This window comes from Methanocellales archaeon (assembly GCA_028715985.1).
Classification (GTDB): domain Archaea; phylum Halobacteriota; class UBA148; order UBA148; family UBA148; genus UBA148.
The window spans coordinates 74,741-92,456 of sequence record JAQUQR010000004.1; the positions used below are offsets into that span (position 1 = coordinate 74,741).

10 protein-coding genes are annotated in these 17,716 nt (G+C 47.3%); all 10 read left to right on the plus strand.

The window, feature by feature from the left end; translation table 11 throughout:
- Window positions 1-240: 240 nt before the first annotated feature.
- The 10 genes from PHI74_05110 (at window position 241) to PHI74_05155 (ending at window position 17,716) form a co-directional block, all read left to right on the plus strand.
- On the plus strand, window positions 241-5,841 hold the full coding sequence (locus PHI74_05110; protein MDD5485381.1) for a hypothetical protein: 5,601 nt from the start codon (window positions 241-243) through the stop codon (window positions 5,839-5,841).
- Window positions 5,842-6,048: 207 nt separating this feature from the next.
- Window positions 6,049-6,849, plus strand: a complete 801-nt coding sequence (locus tag PHI74_05115) for a hypothetical protein (GenBank protein MDD5485382.1) — start codon at window positions 6,049-6,051, stop codon at window positions 6,847-6,849.
- Between the two features lie 96 nt (window positions 6,850-6,945).
- Window positions 6,946-9,324 carry a fibronectin type III domain-containing protein gene (locus PHI74_05120; GenBank protein MDD5485383.1) on the plus strand — a complete coding sequence of 793 codons (2,379 nt, stop codon included), beginning with the start codon at window positions 6,946-6,948 and terminating at the stop codon, window positions 9,322-9,324.
- 115 nt (window positions 9,325-9,439) lie between these two features.
- A complete protein-coding gene (locus tag PHI74_05125) occupies window positions 9,440-11,875 on the plus strand; it encodes a PKD domain-containing protein (protein ID MDD5485384.1) in 2,436 nt (811 codons plus the stop codon).
- A gap of 65 nt (window positions 11,876-11,940) precedes the next feature.
- A complete protein-coding gene (locus tag PHI74_05130) occupies window positions 11,941-13,191 on the plus strand; it encodes a hypothetical protein (protein ID MDD5485385.1) in 1,251 nt (416 codons plus the stop codon).
- A 69-nt stretch (window positions 13,192-13,260) separates the two neighbouring features.
- Window positions 13,261-14,625: a hypothetical protein gene (locus PHI74_05135; GenBank protein ID MDD5485386.1), complete on the plus strand. Its 1,365-nt coding sequence runs from the start codon at window positions 13,261-13,263 to the stop codon at window positions 14,623-14,625.
- A gap of 31 nt (window positions 14,626-14,656) precedes the next feature.
- Window positions 14,657-15,418 (plus strand): PGF-CTERM sorting domain-containing protein, encoded by a 762-nt coding sequence (locus PHI74_05140; protein ID MDD5485387.1) that lies wholly within the window; start codon window positions 14,657-14,659, stop codon window positions 15,416-15,418.
- A gap of 145 nt (window positions 15,419-15,563) precedes the next feature.
- Window positions 15,564-16,733: a redox-regulated ATPase YchF gene (locus tag PHI74_05145; protein ID MDD5485388.1), complete on the plus strand. Its 1,170-nt coding sequence runs from the start codon at window positions 15,564-15,566 to the stop codon at window positions 16,731-16,733.
- A gap of 16 nt (window positions 16,734-16,749) precedes the next feature.
- On the plus strand, window positions 16,750-17,145 hold the full coding sequence (locus tag PHI74_05150) for a CBS domain-containing protein (GenBank protein MDD5485389.1): 396 nt from the start codon (window positions 16,750-16,752) through the stop codon (window positions 17,143-17,145).
- A 46-nt stretch (window positions 17,146-17,191) separates the two neighbouring features.
- Entirely contained in the window at window positions 17,192-17,716 is a 525-nt protein-coding gene (locus tag PHI74_05155) for a 50S ribosomal protein L15e (GenBank protein ID MDD5485390.1), read from the plus strand.

Consider the following 17,716-nt stretch of genomic DNA (forward strand, 5'->3'; position numbering starts at 1 on the left):
TTATGGGTCTATTGATCTAGGACCGAAAATCTAACGTAGGGATTTGCTATCATATTATATAATATGATGAAATAGGGGAATTAAAAAATATTTGGGAGGAATATGATAGAAGATTTACGCAAGTCAAAGGCTCAAAAGTTGGGTTTAGGAGAAAAATTTATATATAGTAGCAGATTCATTCTGTATTTAGTTTTAGCTAAACTGAGGTTAAACTAAGAGGGAAAAATGAAGGGGGAAAAAATGAATAGTAGTAAACCTTTTAAAAATAGCGTTGACAGAAAAAAGATAACCTCGATAATATTAACAGCGATAATGTTGCTTTCGATATTTTCAGGCATCAGCGCTTCTGTAGCTGGGAATAACAACAACCGTGTTGGCAATAACGTTGCTAGTCCGATGGAAGATGAAGGCGTGGGTGCAATGGCAGTCGGTAGCCTTGCAGCTAGCTTACATACATCATCTCCTTCTGCAAATATCGCCAACTCGAGTGCTAACTTTACTAATGTCTTTTGGATTCGTTTTACCGCATCAGGTGAAAGTTCGAATATAACAAACATTACAATCACAGAGGCAGGAACGATTCACGGTACGAGTGAAATAATTGGAGTAGGCGTTAACGATACCGGTGGAACTGTGCTTGCTAAAAGCACTTTTTCTGCTGATAATGGAACGGCTACGCTTACCATACCGGGTGGCTTCGAAGTGCCGGTTGGCACGCTGAAAGACCTCTACTTGTGGGTCAACACGACCGGATTTCCGCTTGGGCGTACGATAAAGCTGACATTAACGTCGTTCAATGCAACGGGTCTTGCTTCCGGACAAGCTGTTACAACGTCAGGAGTACCGCTTTCATCGAATGAAATAGCAGGTACTGGAAGGTTAACGGCGGCAAACGGTCCAAGTGATGTTGCATCCCGCACCGTTAATGCAGGGGCAAACACAACTGGAATCGTGCTGGCGCAACTCAACTTCAGTGCAGAAATCGAAGGATGCACGCTGAATACTGTTATGCTTACGGAAAATGGAACTGCAAACGGTACACAAGATTTCTCTGCTATTTATCTGGTGAATGATACCGATTCGGATGGCGTTTGGGATTCAAATGAGCCAATAGTAGGGACTACTGTGACTACGTTTTCCAAAGATAATGGCAGCGCAACCATAAGTGGAATTAGTAAAGCGATACCGCTCAATGGCTGGTTAAATCTGCTGGTTGTGGTAAACACCACGAACCAGTTCTGGTCCGGTAACACTCTCAAGGTTAACATAACCAATGCGACGGACTTCACCGCAACTGGTGCTACTTCGGGAGCAGCAACGGGCACATATGGAACCCCCTCATCGAATACAGCGACAGGGCAGGCAATGATTCAGGTGGCGGCAGGCGCCAAGCAGCCGTATCTCTCTTATGTGCTGGAAGGTCAAAGAGCATTGGTCGAGAGTGCACAGTTGAACTTCACTGCCATTGCAGGTCAGGTGAACATCACGCAAATTACGCTTGAGCAGTCGACGGTAACCAATTGGACCTATGCGGCCGCTGATACATTCCCCAAAGTCTACATAGATGTGGACGAGGATGGCAATGTCACTGCTTTGGATACGCCATTAAACCTAACTGCGCTTAACTTTAAGACTAATAATGTGACTTTGGCGAGCTACGACACTACAATATCGGGCAATTTCTCAGATTATGCTAAACTAGCGAATGGTACGTTCCCGTATATACACATAGTAACTTTGACTAATGACACAATGGTTACAGCTTCATACCCAGAGTGGTGGTATAACATCAGCATTACCTACGTCAATAGTACTCATGCTACTGGTCAAACCAATACGACTTGGTCCAATATTACAAACGTCACAGTGGTCGATGCTGCAAATGATACCTGGTGGCCTCTTGATATAGGCGCTAGTGAAATAGTGAGAGACATTACAGACATATCGTTCGTTACAGCTCACAATGTATCAGCTGTTGACATCGACATCGTCGCAGGTTCACAAGTGATAGACGTTGTCTTGGATAGCAATCTAACAATTGGAAGCGTCAGTGAGACCACTGCAGGACAGGCATCGAAAATCATCATAATAGCGGTGAATACAACTTCTGCATGGACTTCGGGCAACTATACGAAAGCATTACCCAATACGATTACAAAATACGGCAACTTCAGTAATTACGTTGCCTATGATGACACAACCGGGCAGATGACGAGGATATACCAGAACAATGACCCACTAAATACATCCATGAAGCAACTTAGTGCAGCAGTCGTTGGTGCAGTGTCCAATCCAGAGTTTAAGGTTCAGCTGGGAGCGAACACACCTACTTCCAATGTTGGCAAGAGCACCAATCTGGCTCCTGTGATGCAGTTGAGCTTCTCATATGGCGGCGTTGTAGGGGCTGATTTGGACTCAAAAGTATACCTGAGGGAATTAATCATTTCAACCAACGGCACGATCAACGAATCAAACAACGTCACAGCATGTCTCGTTGTTGACACCAATGGCGATGGGGCAGTGAGTGCCGGTGAAACGATAGTAGCCAGTGTACTTTACTCAACCAATAATCAAACAATCAAGTTCACGCTCGCCACTCCGATCGAGATAATGCTCAACAATAAAGGCAATATGACATCAGAAGCTCTCATAGCCTACAAGCATTTGCTGATAGCATTCAACACATCTTCGAACATAGTTCTCGGTGAGACGATCAGACTCTACATGGACAACTCGTCCGTAGATTACATCGCCGATACAGGAACCAGCATGGTTGTAAACCAGACAAGTGCACAACTAATTGGGAACGCGCTAACAGCAGCAGGCTCAATAACAGCAACAAACACAAATGCGGTCACTGCTGGAACGGTTTCATCCGTGGTTGACGAGACCTACGTAGAACTAATACAGTTGAAGTTTACGGCAAGCAGCACTGAGGCTGTGAACATCACGAGCATAAATGTAACGTGGAACGGCACTGGCAATGGTTACGAGAAGACAAGCGGAATAGGGGTAATCAACGATACAGATATGGACGGTGTATGGGACATAACAGATACGGAACCGATGTTGAATAAAACGACAATTGGAACTAATAACTTAGCATTCCTTAACGTGTCCTATGACAACCACAACATCACCGTTCCAGCAGGCGGGTCTGCCTATGTCTTGATATACGTGAACACGACTGCTACTAGCATAAACACAAGTGATAAGATCGCATTGAACATAACGGCAGCGCCATACCTCAATTATAGCGCTGAGGGGAACGCCTCTAAGGTGATCATCGCAGACCTCCAGACGACAACAATCTCTTCGGCAACGATGACTGCGGCTTGGACAGGAAGCATTAGCGCTGCAGGATACAACCTGACCGACAAGACATGGGTCGAGGGTGCTCAGACGAACTTCCCAGTGTTGGCATTGAACTTCACAGCAACCAATGAAACGGCAAATATCACTTCGATGGTCCTAAGTGCATCTGGAACCGCCAATGAATCTGGCAATGTAACGCTAAAGCTGGTAGAGGATGTTGCACCGTTTGGCTCTTACGAGAGCGAGACGATATTAGCTACTGCAACTTTCACGGCTGACAATGGGGCGGTAACATTAACGCCGTCATCCCAGATTCAGGTGGTCGGTGGAAGCTACACGAAGGTACTTGTGGTCGCAGACATCACCGCAAAGGTTGAGGCAGGTACAAGCCTGGTGACTTCTTTGCTGGACCCATCTGTGCATTACAATGCGGTAGGTTACTACTCCGGAGCGAGAATCCAGGATGCAAGCACAACGGCGGTTTCAAACACGACATGGTCAACAGGAAACATTACGGTCCTCGTTGGAGCGAACAATACCATCACTGGACCGGTGGACGCACTGAATAACACCTATGTTGAAGTAATGCAGTTGAACTTCTCGGCAACGTTCGGGATGGAAAACGTGAACATCACGGGAATCAACCTGACCGCAATGGGTACGGATCCATACAACGACACATGGGGAGTTGGACTCATCAACGATACAAATGCCAATGGTCTGATTGATGCCGGTGAAGCAGTAATTGGAAATGGCACATTCGATGTAAACGGCACGGCAGTAATCAATTTCGACTTTGTAGAGTATTGGAATCTGACGGTCAATGGCTCGGCTGTGCAAGAATGGGCAAATCAAACGTTCAACAACACGATCGTTTACGTGAATACGAGCAGCAACTTCAATGCCAGCGACTGGCTGCAGTTGAGACTGGAGAGCTACAACGCGACGGGCGTTACTTCCGGTCAATCGTTAACCGCTTTCGGTACGACGATAACGTCCAACAAGCTCACCGGAACAGGGAACGTGACCGCTATGGATGGAGCCAGTGATGTGCTTAATGAAACAGTTATAAAGTCTGGTGTGAACACCAGCGTAGTGGTCTGGCAACTAAAACTCACGGCAGGAGCGGCTGAGAACATCACCATAACCAGCATAGACATATCAGAAAACGGAACCGCCAATGCGGCAACAGATATTGCAAGCATCTACCTGGTGAACGATACAAATGCGAATGGACTATGGAACACGACAGCAGGTGACAGCGGTATCATTTCGAACGCAGGAACATTCACCGCCGATGATGGTACAGTAACGCTGACGCTGACTGCAAACAACACGGTACTTGCAGGGAATTCTGTTAATTACCTGCTGGTTGTGAACACAGCATCCACGTTCTACGAGGGAGAAACACTGTCGTTCTTCATTAACAGGTCAGCTCCAAACGGAGAGCCAACAAGAGTACAGGGAATGATTGCAACCGGTGCAACTTCGGAAACAACCGTTTACAACAACTTCACATTCAGTCCAGCTTCGAACAAAACAATTGGGTCTGCCTGCATTGACGTCTACGACACGACACAGACAACAGTAGCAATATATAACCAAACTGCCACCAACAAAGAGGTTCTCAGGGTGAACTTCAGTGCACCACAGGGAGCAGTGAACATAACGAACATAACGCTGAGGGAGAACGGATCTGCACTGGTAGCACCTGGCGGAGGCATTCAGAATGTCAGTGTTTGGTACAATGGCGTGTGTTACAATAGCACCTTGGCCAGTTTGTGGTCAGAGAACGGAACACTCCGCATAGAGACGGTGGGCATGGTCGTTAATGGCACGACCAACGAGGTTACGATAAAAGTGAACACGACATCCGCTCTTGCAACTGGCCAGACAATAAACTTCGAACTCAACAGGACGTTAGGCAACGGATACAACGCATCGGGCAATGTTTCATTGAATATTACCTCCAGTCAGACAGGCAACATAAGCAACCTGATTACGGTGCAGGGTGCACCATCAGGCGAGATATCCTTGAAGGCAGGTTGGAACTTCATTTCCGTGCCGAAGAAGCAGGATACCACCAAGGATACCTTTGGAGAGTTACTCGCTGGATGGACGACATGGACTGCATATTCATACAATGCAGCTACGAGTAGTTGGACATCGTTGACTGCGAGCAGTTCAATCAATGACGATGTGTTAGCCGGTTACTGGGTCTACGTTGATACTGCGGGAACAGTCTATCTGTCTTACAAAGACGCAAGTTATTTACCACCACCAAGCAAAGCGCTTACAGGCAATGCATGGAATGCGATAGGCTTCTCGAACACTACTGCTCAGACTGCTGAGAATACATTGAAATCAGTGGATGGTTCGTGGAGCACAGTGATTGGATGGGATGCAACAAGCCAGAGCTATCAGGATGCAATCATCGAGGGTGACTTGACATCAACCATGAATCCCTTCCAGGGTTACTGGGTATGGATGACACAGGACGACACACTATCCGCAATAAGTGCCTAGTCAAAGCGCAACACAACAACAAAAAACAAAGATAGGGAGAATCAATCTCCCTAACATCTTTTTTTATTTTTATTTTCTTTTAATTTCATTTTTTCATTGTTGATAAATACCAGTAGTTGATGGGAATGGCAAGAAAAACAAAAATTTATATTGTATATGGTAGTAAGTAAAGCGGAAAATACAATAAAATAAAAGATGGATGTGAGGATGAAGGGCTATAATAAAAAACAGCTGTTGTATGCTATCTTGATCGTCTCTTTTTTGATGCTATTTTCGACTGTCGTGGTAGAAGCACAAGCACCAGTATTACCCTGTAGTTTTTATGGCAACGTTACCATCGATGGGAAGCCTGCGCCCATAGGGACCGAGATCACAGCGAAAATGGATAATAAAACCTGTGGAAATATGACTGTAAGAGAAGAAGGTAAATATGGGGAATCAGCTGGGGAAAAATTAAGTGTGACCGGAAATATAGCGGACGAAAACAAGATAATTTCGTTCTACGTGGACGGAGATGAGGCGGAGGAAAAAGCTACATGGCAAATTGGAGGAGTTAACCGTCTGGATCTTAGCGTTAAGAAATCGAACATACAGACCCCTTCAAGTCCACCCTCTAGTGGTAGCGGGGGGATAAGTCCAACCACGCCTGCACCAACGCCATCGTCCACTCTGGTTCCTGCGCCAACTCCAACCCCTACACCAACTTCTACTCCAACACCAACGCCTACCCCAACACCAGCACCAACACCAGCACCAACTTCAACACCCCTACCAACACCAGCTCCTACACCAACATCAACTCCCACTCAAATGCCAACAACTACACCGACTCCCGCTCCTGTTTCTACTCCAAGACTATCGCTCATATCTGAGAGACCATCCTCTGAGAAGCCATCGAATGCCTTTGACTTAAATTCAGAGAAAATTATGCTAGTCTTTGGTATAATTTTGGTTGTATCAGCTTTGGTTGCATTAATGTTATATCGACGCAAAGGCGAGAAACTTTAGAGATACGAACTGCATTTGTCTATTAAACCAAAAAGCTTTATTATATAGTAAGAAGTTTAATAAATAGTAAAGTCCAATACCTGAAGGGGCGTAAAGATGAGGCAAATAAGGGGAGATTTAATAAGAAAGTCGACTTCGATCGGCGTCATTGGAATGCTTATACTTTCGATGTTAACTATGATGGCAGTGCCATCAGTATCGGGAGTTGACGTCTTTCTACCTGCTAGTTTTTATGGAGACGTAACTGTGAATGGGGAACCCGCACCCGTTAATACAGTGGTTACAGGAAGAATAGTTGATGCCGTAGGATCACCTGGTCAGGGTAACATAACGGTAACCGAAGCAGGCAAATATGGCGTGGCTGCTGGTGAGAAATTAGGTGTTTCAACTGATAACGAAAATGATAACGAAAAAACGATAGAATTCTACATAAAACTTCCTTCCGGGTCGGAAGGCAAAGCGGATCAAACCGCGACTTTTTCCATTGGTGGTATTACCAAATTGAATTTAACCGCTACGGTGGTAATAGGGACGCCACCAACCATAACATCCTATTCACCTACCGATACCACACCGAATGATTACGAGGCTGCGACAAGAACGTTCTCGGTCACCGTTGATCAGCCGACAACAGTGGCATGGAGTATAAATGGAACCGTGGTCGAAACAGATGCAGGCGTACCTGCTTCTACAGCCGCCAGTTATACGAATGGGAGTGCTGTCGAAGGTTATTGGTCAGTTTCTGCGGTTGCAACGAACGTTACCTCAGGGTTGTCTGATACACAGACTTGGGAGTGGATGGTGGAGGACATAACGCCACCGGCAAAGGTAACTGGATTGACAAGTGACACACCCACTCTTACCACCGTTAACCTTACGTGGGATGCAAGTACAGCCTCAGACTTTTTAAAATATAGCGTGTACAAGAATGGGGCACTATTGGACAATACCACAAATACATATTATAATGTAACTGGTTTGGAGGCCAGCACAACTTACTACTTTAACGTTTCCGCATGGGATGATAGCGACAATGAAGGAGAATTGAGCGCTGGTGTTACCATAACGACGGCTTCCTACCCTGCACCAATTATTGTGGGTTATAACAACGTAACAGGCAGTTCACTCAGTATAACGGTTAACGAAATGGAAGCAATACGGTTCAATGCAACTGCCGATCAAGCTATTACCACTTGGAATTGGTTCAGGGATGGGGTAAATCAGATTTGGAATTACGATAGCTTTGAAACGTGCTGGAGCGTTAACGGAACCTACAGCGTTGCCGTGAATGCTACCAATGCAAATGGCACATCGAACACGGTTACATGGACGATCGTGGTGAATGACATAACTTCGCCAGCGATGGTGACGGGATTAACGAATGGCACGCCAAGTTCCACTGGGGTTGATTTGTGGTGGACAGCAAACACAGAAGCGGACCTCGTCGGATACAGGGTATATCAGGACGGTTTGTTACTTGTAACCACTGCTAACGCCTACTACAGCGTAACCGGATTATCGCCAGCCACGACATATACATTCAACGTTTCGGCATATGATGACAATGCTTTGGAAGGCGAGAACGCAACCATAAGTGTGACCACATCGCTCTATTCGGCACCAACGATCACTTCCTACACCATATCTAATCGCACCATTGCACCGCCGCAGACCACTGATATAGATGTGGCATTTTCGGAAGTGGTGGAAGCCTGGATACAAATCGAGGATTCAAACCACAACCTTGTGAAGGAATTGTATCACAGCTCCAGCGTAACCAATCCGACCGCTAAGACTTGGGATGGGACCTACACGAATGCAACCGTTGTTCCAGATGGCACCTATTACGTAAACGTTACGGGAATAAACGCAACAACTGGCTTGAGCGTGGTTGACAATACGCAGAGTATCGTGGTGGCATCTGAGGTAACCATTCAGTACAACCTCGTCAAGAATCCCGGAAGCACGGGCAAGAACTGGATCAGCATACCGCTCACCACAAACATCACAACCGCATCCCAACTGATGTCTGTAATAGGGTCCAACTGCGATGCAGTCAACCGATGGAATCCTGTTACCCAGAAACCAGAAGGCTGGATCTCACTGATGGGCGGCATGGGCACTAACTTTGCAATAGTGCCTGGCGAAGGCTACGAGGTATCGGTTACTGCGAATACGACCTTCAGCGTGACAGGTGCACCTGCAACCATCAGCCAGATTGACCTCGTCAAGAAACCCGGAAGCACGGGCAAGAACTGGATCGGTTTGCCCTACGACACCACGCTTACGTCTGCATCTACGGTGATGAGTTCAATAGGATCCAACTGCGATGCAGTCAACCGATGGAACCCTGTTACTCAGAAACCAGAAGGCTGGATCTCACTGATGGGCGGCATGGGCACTAACTTTGCCATCGTAACGGGCAGGGGATACGAGGTATCGGTCACAGGCAATGTGACCTGGACACCTGTTTGAATTGAATGCACTGATGGTGCATTCATTCCTCCCTTTTTATTTTCATTTACGGGCTGGCACATCGGATAAAATAAAGTAGGGAAGGCATAATCACAAAATGGTGAGGTGAGAGGAAATGCTGAAAAATAAGTTCATTTTTATTTCGGTTTTGATGGTGGCTTTTCTGGCACTGGCAAGCGGGGCCCAGGCAGCCCACTGGATTGCTGGTACTGTCAACGATGCAGCAGACGGCAAGCCTGCTGATGGGCATACGGTCATCATATACTATCTGGGCGACGAAGCCCGTAATAATTCTGGCATCATAGGTCCAACGGTTGAGAATCCTGATATTTTAAATAACAAGTACCAGATTGATGCCCAAGCGATTCCAGGCCATACATGGAAAGAAGGCGATGTAATCTATGCGAAAGTAATTGACAACGGAGACGGCTATACTGCTGGACCGGTTTCCGTGACTACAACAGGTGCAGGATACGATGTTGAGCCTGACATGACCCTTCAAGCCTCTGTAATGGCGAATGCAGGTCCTGACCAGATGGTTGATGAAGATGTTATAGTATATTTCAACGGCTCAGCCTCCACTATGGCAGTCAATTACTCCTGGGACTTCGATGCCAGCGATGGAATCCAGGAGGATGCTACAGGAGTTAACGTGAGCCATGTCTATGCCGATCCCGGTGTATATACAGTAACCCTCACCATAAACGCCGGAGCGAGCAATGACACCCTAATAGTCACCGTAAACGACATCACGTCCCCAACAGCCAATGCAGGTTCGGATCAGACCGTTTTAAACGGTACAACAGTGACATTTAACGGCACCTTATCCACCGATAACGTCGCCATAGTAAACTACTCTTGGGACTTCGATGCCAGTAACGGCATCCAGGAGGATGCTACAGGTGCTGTTGTGACCTATCTTTATCCCGCTTTTGGCACCTACACGGCAACCCTTACCGTATCTGACGCAGCAGGCAACAATGACACGGACACGGTCAATATAACTGTCACGGAGGTCAGAGCAGATGCAGGTCCTGACCAGACGGTTGATGAAGACACGGTGGTCTATTTCAACGGTTCCAACTCTTCAGGTGCGTTAAACCACTCCTGGGATTTCGATGTAAGCGACGGCATCCAATCAGATGCCACAGGAGTTAACGTGAGCCATATCTACGCTCAACCAGGCGTTTACACCGTAACCCTCACCATAAACGCCGGAGCGAGCAATGACACCCTTGTCGTCACAGTGAATGACATCACGCCCCCAACAGCCAACGCAGGTCCAGATCAGAACGTTCTAAACGGCACTCTTGTGCAATTCAATGGAACGTTATCCACCGACAATGTCGCTATAGTAAACTACTCCTGGGACTTCGATGCCAGCGATGGCATTCAAGAGGACGCTACAGGTGCTGTTGTGACCCATCTTTATCCCGCTTTTGGCACCTACACGGCAACCCTTACCGTATCTGACGCAGCAGGCAACAATGACACTGACATAGTCAACATCACCGTCGCGGCAATAATAGCAGATGCAGGTCCTGACCAGACGGTTAACGAGGACATCGTAGTCTATTTCAACGGCTCAGGCTCTTCAGGTGCGTTAAACTACTCTTGGGATTTCGATGCAAGCGACGGCATCCAATCAGATGCCACAGGAGTTAACGTGAGCCATATCTACGCTCAACCAGGCGTTTACACCGTAACCCTCACCATAAACGCCGGAGCGAGCAATGACACTCTAACGGTCACAGTAAAGGATGTAACGCCACCGACAGCCAATGCGGGTCCCAACCAAATTGTATTAAACGGCACTTTTGCTGAATTCAATGGATCATCATCCACCGATAACGTCGCTATAGTAAACTACTCCTGGGACTTCGATGCCAGCAACGGCATTCAGGAGGATGCTACAGGCGCTATAGTAACCCATCTTTACCCAACCTTTGGCACCTACACGGCAACCCTCACCGTATCTGACGCAGCAGGCAACAATGACACTGACACCGTTAACGTCAGCGTAGTGCCTTCAGTTGCACCCATTGGATTGACAGTGGTGTTAAATGCGGATAATACGGTCACATTAACCTGGGTTGAATCCCTTTTGGGCAATTTTGACATCTATGCATCAAACACATCTGGAGTCAGCCTAGTTACTCCCATAGCTACAGGTTATGGATATTCTTGGACAGATAACGATGCGGATGCTTATTCCCATAGGTATTATAAGGTCAGAGCCAAGGGAATTATTGGGTCCGAAACCATTGCAAAATATGACGTTAACCTCGTCAAAAAGCCCGGCGGCACAGGTAAGAATTGGATATCGATGCCTGAAAATCCTGCCATTACAAATGCATCCTCCTTAATGAAGGCAATAGGGCCCACATGTGACTCCATAAACCGATGGAACCCTGTTACCCAGAAACCAGAAGGCTGGATCTCACTGATGGGCGGCATGGGCACGAATTTTGCTGTTACACCCTATGAAGGCTACGAGGTATCTGTCAACGCCAACACAACGTTTACTGTTGTGGGAATCATGGGCTATTAGGTGGATAAAAGTATATATATGTAATACGCACATAAAAATAGGGAAAGGGAGGTATCAAAAAAAAGATGAGAGCGAATAAACTTATTTTTATTTCGGTCTTAACAGTGGCTTTCCTGGCACTGATGAGCGGAGCGCAAGCAGCCCACTGGATTTCTGGAACGGTCAACGATGCCGCAGACAGCACGCCAGCAAACGGACACAAGGTCATCATCTACTATCTGGGAGACCAAGCCCATAACGTATCCGACACCATAGGTCCCGCTGGTATGTCTGGTACGAGTAACATGTATATGTGTGATGCTGAGTCCATTCCAGGTCACGTATGGGCTCCCGGCGATGTAATCTACGCCAAGGTAATTGACACCGGCGACGGCTACACTGCTGGGCCAGTTTCTGTGACTACCACAGGTGCAGGCTTCGATACTGAGCCTACCATGACACTCGAAATTTGGGTACCGCCACCCATCGTGGCAGAGCCCCAGGCAAGCCCATCGCAAATAAGCATCAATACAGGCGTTACGGAACTGAGCGTCAAAGTGTACAAAACCTCTTATGACATTGATACGGTTACAGTAAACCTCTCTCAAATTGGTGGTCTGAGTAATCACATGATGAGCCTCAAGGAAGTCATTAACGCTACGGCCTCCATTTATAATTGTACAACCAACTCAAGTGTGGAAGGTACTTTTAGTCTTCCGGTAAATGCCACAGACATCTACGGCAATTCCAACACATCCGTTAGCATTTCTCTGGAGGTCACAAGTGCCATTCAAATCCAGTACAACCTCGTCAAAAAGCCTGGAAGCACAGGCAAGAACTGGATCAGCATACCTCTTGAAACGAACATTACAACAGCATCCCAATTAATGTCTGCAATAGGATCCAACTGCGATGCAGTCAACCGATGGAACCCTGTTACCCAGAAATCAGAAGGCTGGATTTCACTATTTGGAGGCATGGGCACTAACTTTGCAATAGTGCCTGGCGAAGGCTACGAAGTATCGGTCACAGCAAACACGACTTTCTCAGTCTTAGGAACCATACCCACCACACAAAGCATCAATCTCGTCAAAAAACCTGGCAGCACTGGCAAGAATTGGGTCGGACTTCCCTACTTCACAACCAAATCCAATGCCTCTCAACTGATGAGTTCAATAGGATCCAACTGCGATGCAGTCAACCGATGGAACCCTGTTACCCAGAAATCAGAAGGTTGGATTTCACTATTTGGAGGCATGGGTACGAACTTCAACATCACAACAGGCGCAGGCTACGAAGTATCGGTTACAGGAAATACGACATGGATGCCTACTTGAGTCAAAAAGAAAAAATTAATAATTGAATTAGAAAAAAATACTGAATAGGAAGTGAGAAGGGAGAAAAAGATGAAACAGAAAATATGTCTTGTATTTGTCTTAACAGTGGCTTTCTTGGCACTGATGAGCGGGGCTCAAGCAGCCCACTGGATTTCTGGAACGGTCAACGATGCCGCAGACAGCACGCCAGCAAACGGACACACGGTCATCATCTACTATCTGGGAGATGAAGCCAATTATGTATCCGACACCATAGGTCCAACCGGCGCATCTGGTACAAATAACATGTATATGTGCGATTCGGAGTCCATTCCAAACCATGTATGGGCTCCCGGCGATGTGATCTACGCGAAAGTAACAGACAATGGAGATGGCTACACCGCTGGACCGGTTTCCGTGACTACAACAGGTGCAGGCTTTGATGTTATGCCTGCCATGACACTTCAGGCAGCACCAGACACAACAGCACCTGTGATAACAAGCCCAACAGCAACCCCATCTTCAATACCTGCGGATGGAGCTACGACATCTGTGTTGAACGCAACGGTAACGGATAATGTCGGCATCGCAAGCGTTACAGTGGACCTCTCTACAATAGGGGGCTCTGCTACGACAGCGATGACGAAGGTTGGCACTACAGACGTTTACAGCGTAACCACGACTGCATCGACATCGACAGCCTTAGGAACCAAAAGCTTAACAGTCACTGCGACTGACACTAATACCACTCCGAATACGGCAACCAGTAGCATTTCATTGACTGTTACAGCCGTACCAGACACATTTGCACCCATAGTTACCAACCCAACTGCGACGCCATCCACCATATACGCAAACGGGATTGCAACATCTCAGTTGAGCGTAACGGTAACGGATGGTACTGGCATCGCAAGCGTTACAGTGAACCTCTCTGCAATAGGGGGCTCTGCTACGACAGCGATGACGAAGGTTGGCACTACAGACGTTTACAGCGTAACCACGACCGCAGCGCCAACGACAGCACCTGGGACCTACAACTTGGCTGTTACTGCGACAGACAGCAGTACGAACGCTAACACCAACACATCGGTTAGCATTTCATTGACGGTTCAGGCGTTGCCTGTGACCATCACGTCAGTCTCGATCGACGATTCAACCGCCAGCAAGGGACAGAACTTCACTGCGCGCATAAACATGAGTTCAACTGTTACTGGGTGGTATGTCGTTGTTGTCAGTGGAATTGAATCCGGCGGAGAAGGTATAGCTGGTATAGGAACGGTCTATTTAACTGCAAGTCAGTCTGTAACGAATATGCCTGTACTCGTGCATATCCCGTCTCAGGCAACAGTGGGTAGTTATACCCTCTATGCAGGAGCATATGCGATAGGTGACTATCCAGCAAACCTAGCAAGCATAATAGACCATGCAGGGCCTGTGACTGCGACGGTCACATGACTCTTTTGATTTGTGGGGAGATGAACTAACCATGAAAAAAAGAGTTGAATGGGGAATTGTTTTAGCAATTCTCGTATTGGCATCTTCATTAATCGCACCCGCATCTGCTGTAGATCAGCTTGCTATTTCAGTCTCTCCTGATCCAGCGGTTCAAGACCTAGCCTTAACGGTAACCGTTACAGCGTCAGGCAGTCCTGTCTCAGGCGTATTCGTACAGTTTATCCTGAATGGTGGAACGCCAATATATGCATCGACGGATGCAAGCGGTCAAGCGATATTTAAACCGCTTCTGACAGGCACATTGGAGATAATTGCGACAAAATCAGGGTATCTAACCGCAACTAAATCTGTATCGGTTGGGGTGGCGCCTACGCCTACACCCACGCCCACACCTACACCCACGCCTACGCCCGTAACTCCTGGAACAGGTGGCGGCGGGTACGTACCGTCACCTACACCGACGGCAACACCAACAGCAACACCAGCGCCAACAGCAACACCAACAGCAACACCAACAGCAACACCAACAGCAGCACCAGCACCCACACCAGCACCCACACCAGCACCCACACCTGCACCCACACCTGCGCCAACACCGAAACCAACACCAGCACCTACACCAGCACCCACACCAGCGCCTACACCAAAACCAACACCAGCACCTACAGTCAGACCAACGCTAGCCCCAGCTCCAACACCCACGCCAACGCCTGGTATACCGGGATTTGAGGCAGCCTTCGCAATCGTTGGACTCCTAGCGGTTGCATATTTGATTAGACGAAGAGAATATTAAGCTAAAACGAAGGGAGGCTAAAACGAAGGTAGCAATCCCTTCTACAATTTTTTTATTTATCTATTTATCTTAATCAAAAGTTCTAGGATTTTAACCCCCTTTTAGTTCGCAACTCTTAATTAAGTTCACATCCTATTGTAACTGGATGTTGAGCATCGCAATTGCAGGGAAGCCAAATACAGGCAAATCGACTTATTTCAAGGCATCAACGATGGTGGATGTGGCAATAGCGTCATATCCCTTCACCACAATCGATGCCAACCATGGGATTTCCCATGTACGAACGAAATGTCCATGTAAGGAACTTGGCGTTCCTTGCAACAATTGCATAGGTGGAAATCGGTTCATCCCTATTGAATTCATAGACGTTGCAGGTCTGGTTCCAGACGCCCATCTGGGAAAAGGTCTGGGAAACGAATTCTTGGATCAGTTGCGTCAGGCCCAGGCGGTCATACATGTGGTTGACTCCTCGGGGGGAACGGATGCGGAGGGCAATCCTGTGGAGATAGGAACCCGGGATCCCCTTGAAGATGTACGTTTCTTGGAGCGGGAAATGACGCTGTGGCTTTTTGGCATCCTCAAGCGCAACTGGAGTCGATTGGTTCGAAAAATTCAGTCCACTAGGATTGAGCAGGTTTTCGCAGAGCAACTGATGGGCGCCGGTGCGGATGAAACAAGGATAAAAGAGGCATTGCATAATGCATCTTTGGGCGACAAGCCGGCATCATGGTCTGATGAAGACCTAATGCGCATAGCAGACGAGATCAGAAAGACGACTAAACCGATGATAATCGCAGCAAACAAGATCGATATCGCTCCAAAAGAAAACATCCAAAAACTTCTTTCACTGAAAGACTATATGGTAGTTCCCACTTCATCCGAAGCTGAACTGGTGCTCAGAATGGGTGAAAAGAGCGGATTGCTCAGCTACCTTCCTGGTGACTCCGATTTTGAGATCACGGGTGAGCTATCTCAGGCTCAAAAAGAATGCCTGGACCTCCTAAAATCTTTGCTAAAGCGATATGGTAGCACAGGCATCCAAGAATGTGTGAACCGTGCTGTCTTCAAACTGCTGGACATGATAGTAGCTTACCCGGTGGAGGACGAGAACAAGTTCTCGGATAAGGATGGGAGAGTATTGCCGGACGCATTCTTGATGAAGAAAGGGCAGACTGCACATGATATGGCATATCAAGTCCACACCGACCTGGGTAAAAGCTTCTTGTATGCTATAGATGCGAGGACGAAGCGCAGGCTCAGCGAAAAACACGTTTTGGAAGATGGTGACATCATTAAGATAGTTTCTGCTAAATAAATGTGGGGAATGGAAAATGAAGAAAGTACGAGATGTTATGACTAAAGGTGTAGTTACGATCCATTTGGATACGTCTGTCAAGGAGATTGCGGCAGTTCTGATAAAAAACGACATTTCTGGCGTCGTTGCGGTCGACAGCACGGGAGAGACCTGGGGGGTGGTTACTGATATGGATCTGGTAAAGTGCTATGCAGAGGGGAAAACCGACGTAGTTGCTGAGAGTATCATGTCGCCTCAAACGCTTGCCGTGGACCCGGATATGAGCCTTAAAGATGCGGCGGCTTTCATGCATTCCCACCAAATCCATAGGGCATTCGTGATGTCTGCCAGAAGCGCATACGTGACCAAAAACATTCCAATCGGCGTTATTTCAGCAACGGATGTGGCTCGTGAGCTGGCCAGGCACATCTAATCTAACGAGAAAAGTTTATTAACATCGGAGGCACATTGCAAGACCTATGACAAGATCATTTTATTCATACATAAGAGATGCCCACAAAAGGCCAAAAAAGACGTATGTGGACGAATTGATGTGGCATCGGCTACAAGAATGGCGCAGAGAGCCCACCATACAACGAATTGAGCATCCTACTAGGTTAGACCGAGCCAGAGAGCTGGGATACAAAGCCAAGCAGGGCATAATCTTGGTAAGGGCCAAAGTCCGCAGAGGTGGAAGGCGCATATCTCGCTTCACTGGTGGAAGGAGAAGTGCGCACATGGGTGTACATAGCATCACGCCGGCTAAATCCCTTCAGAGAATTGCAGAAGAGCGTGCGTCACGCAAACATCCCAATTTGGAGGTGTTGAATTCATACTGGGTCGGCGAGGACGGCAAAAGCAAGTGGTATGAGGTGATACTTATGGATCGCAGCCATCCGTCCATCCAGAGTGATCCAGAGTTGAGTTGGATTTGCAATCCATCTCACAAAGGGCGCGCCTTCAGGGGCAAGACCTCTGCTGGTAAAAAGAATAGATGTAAATAA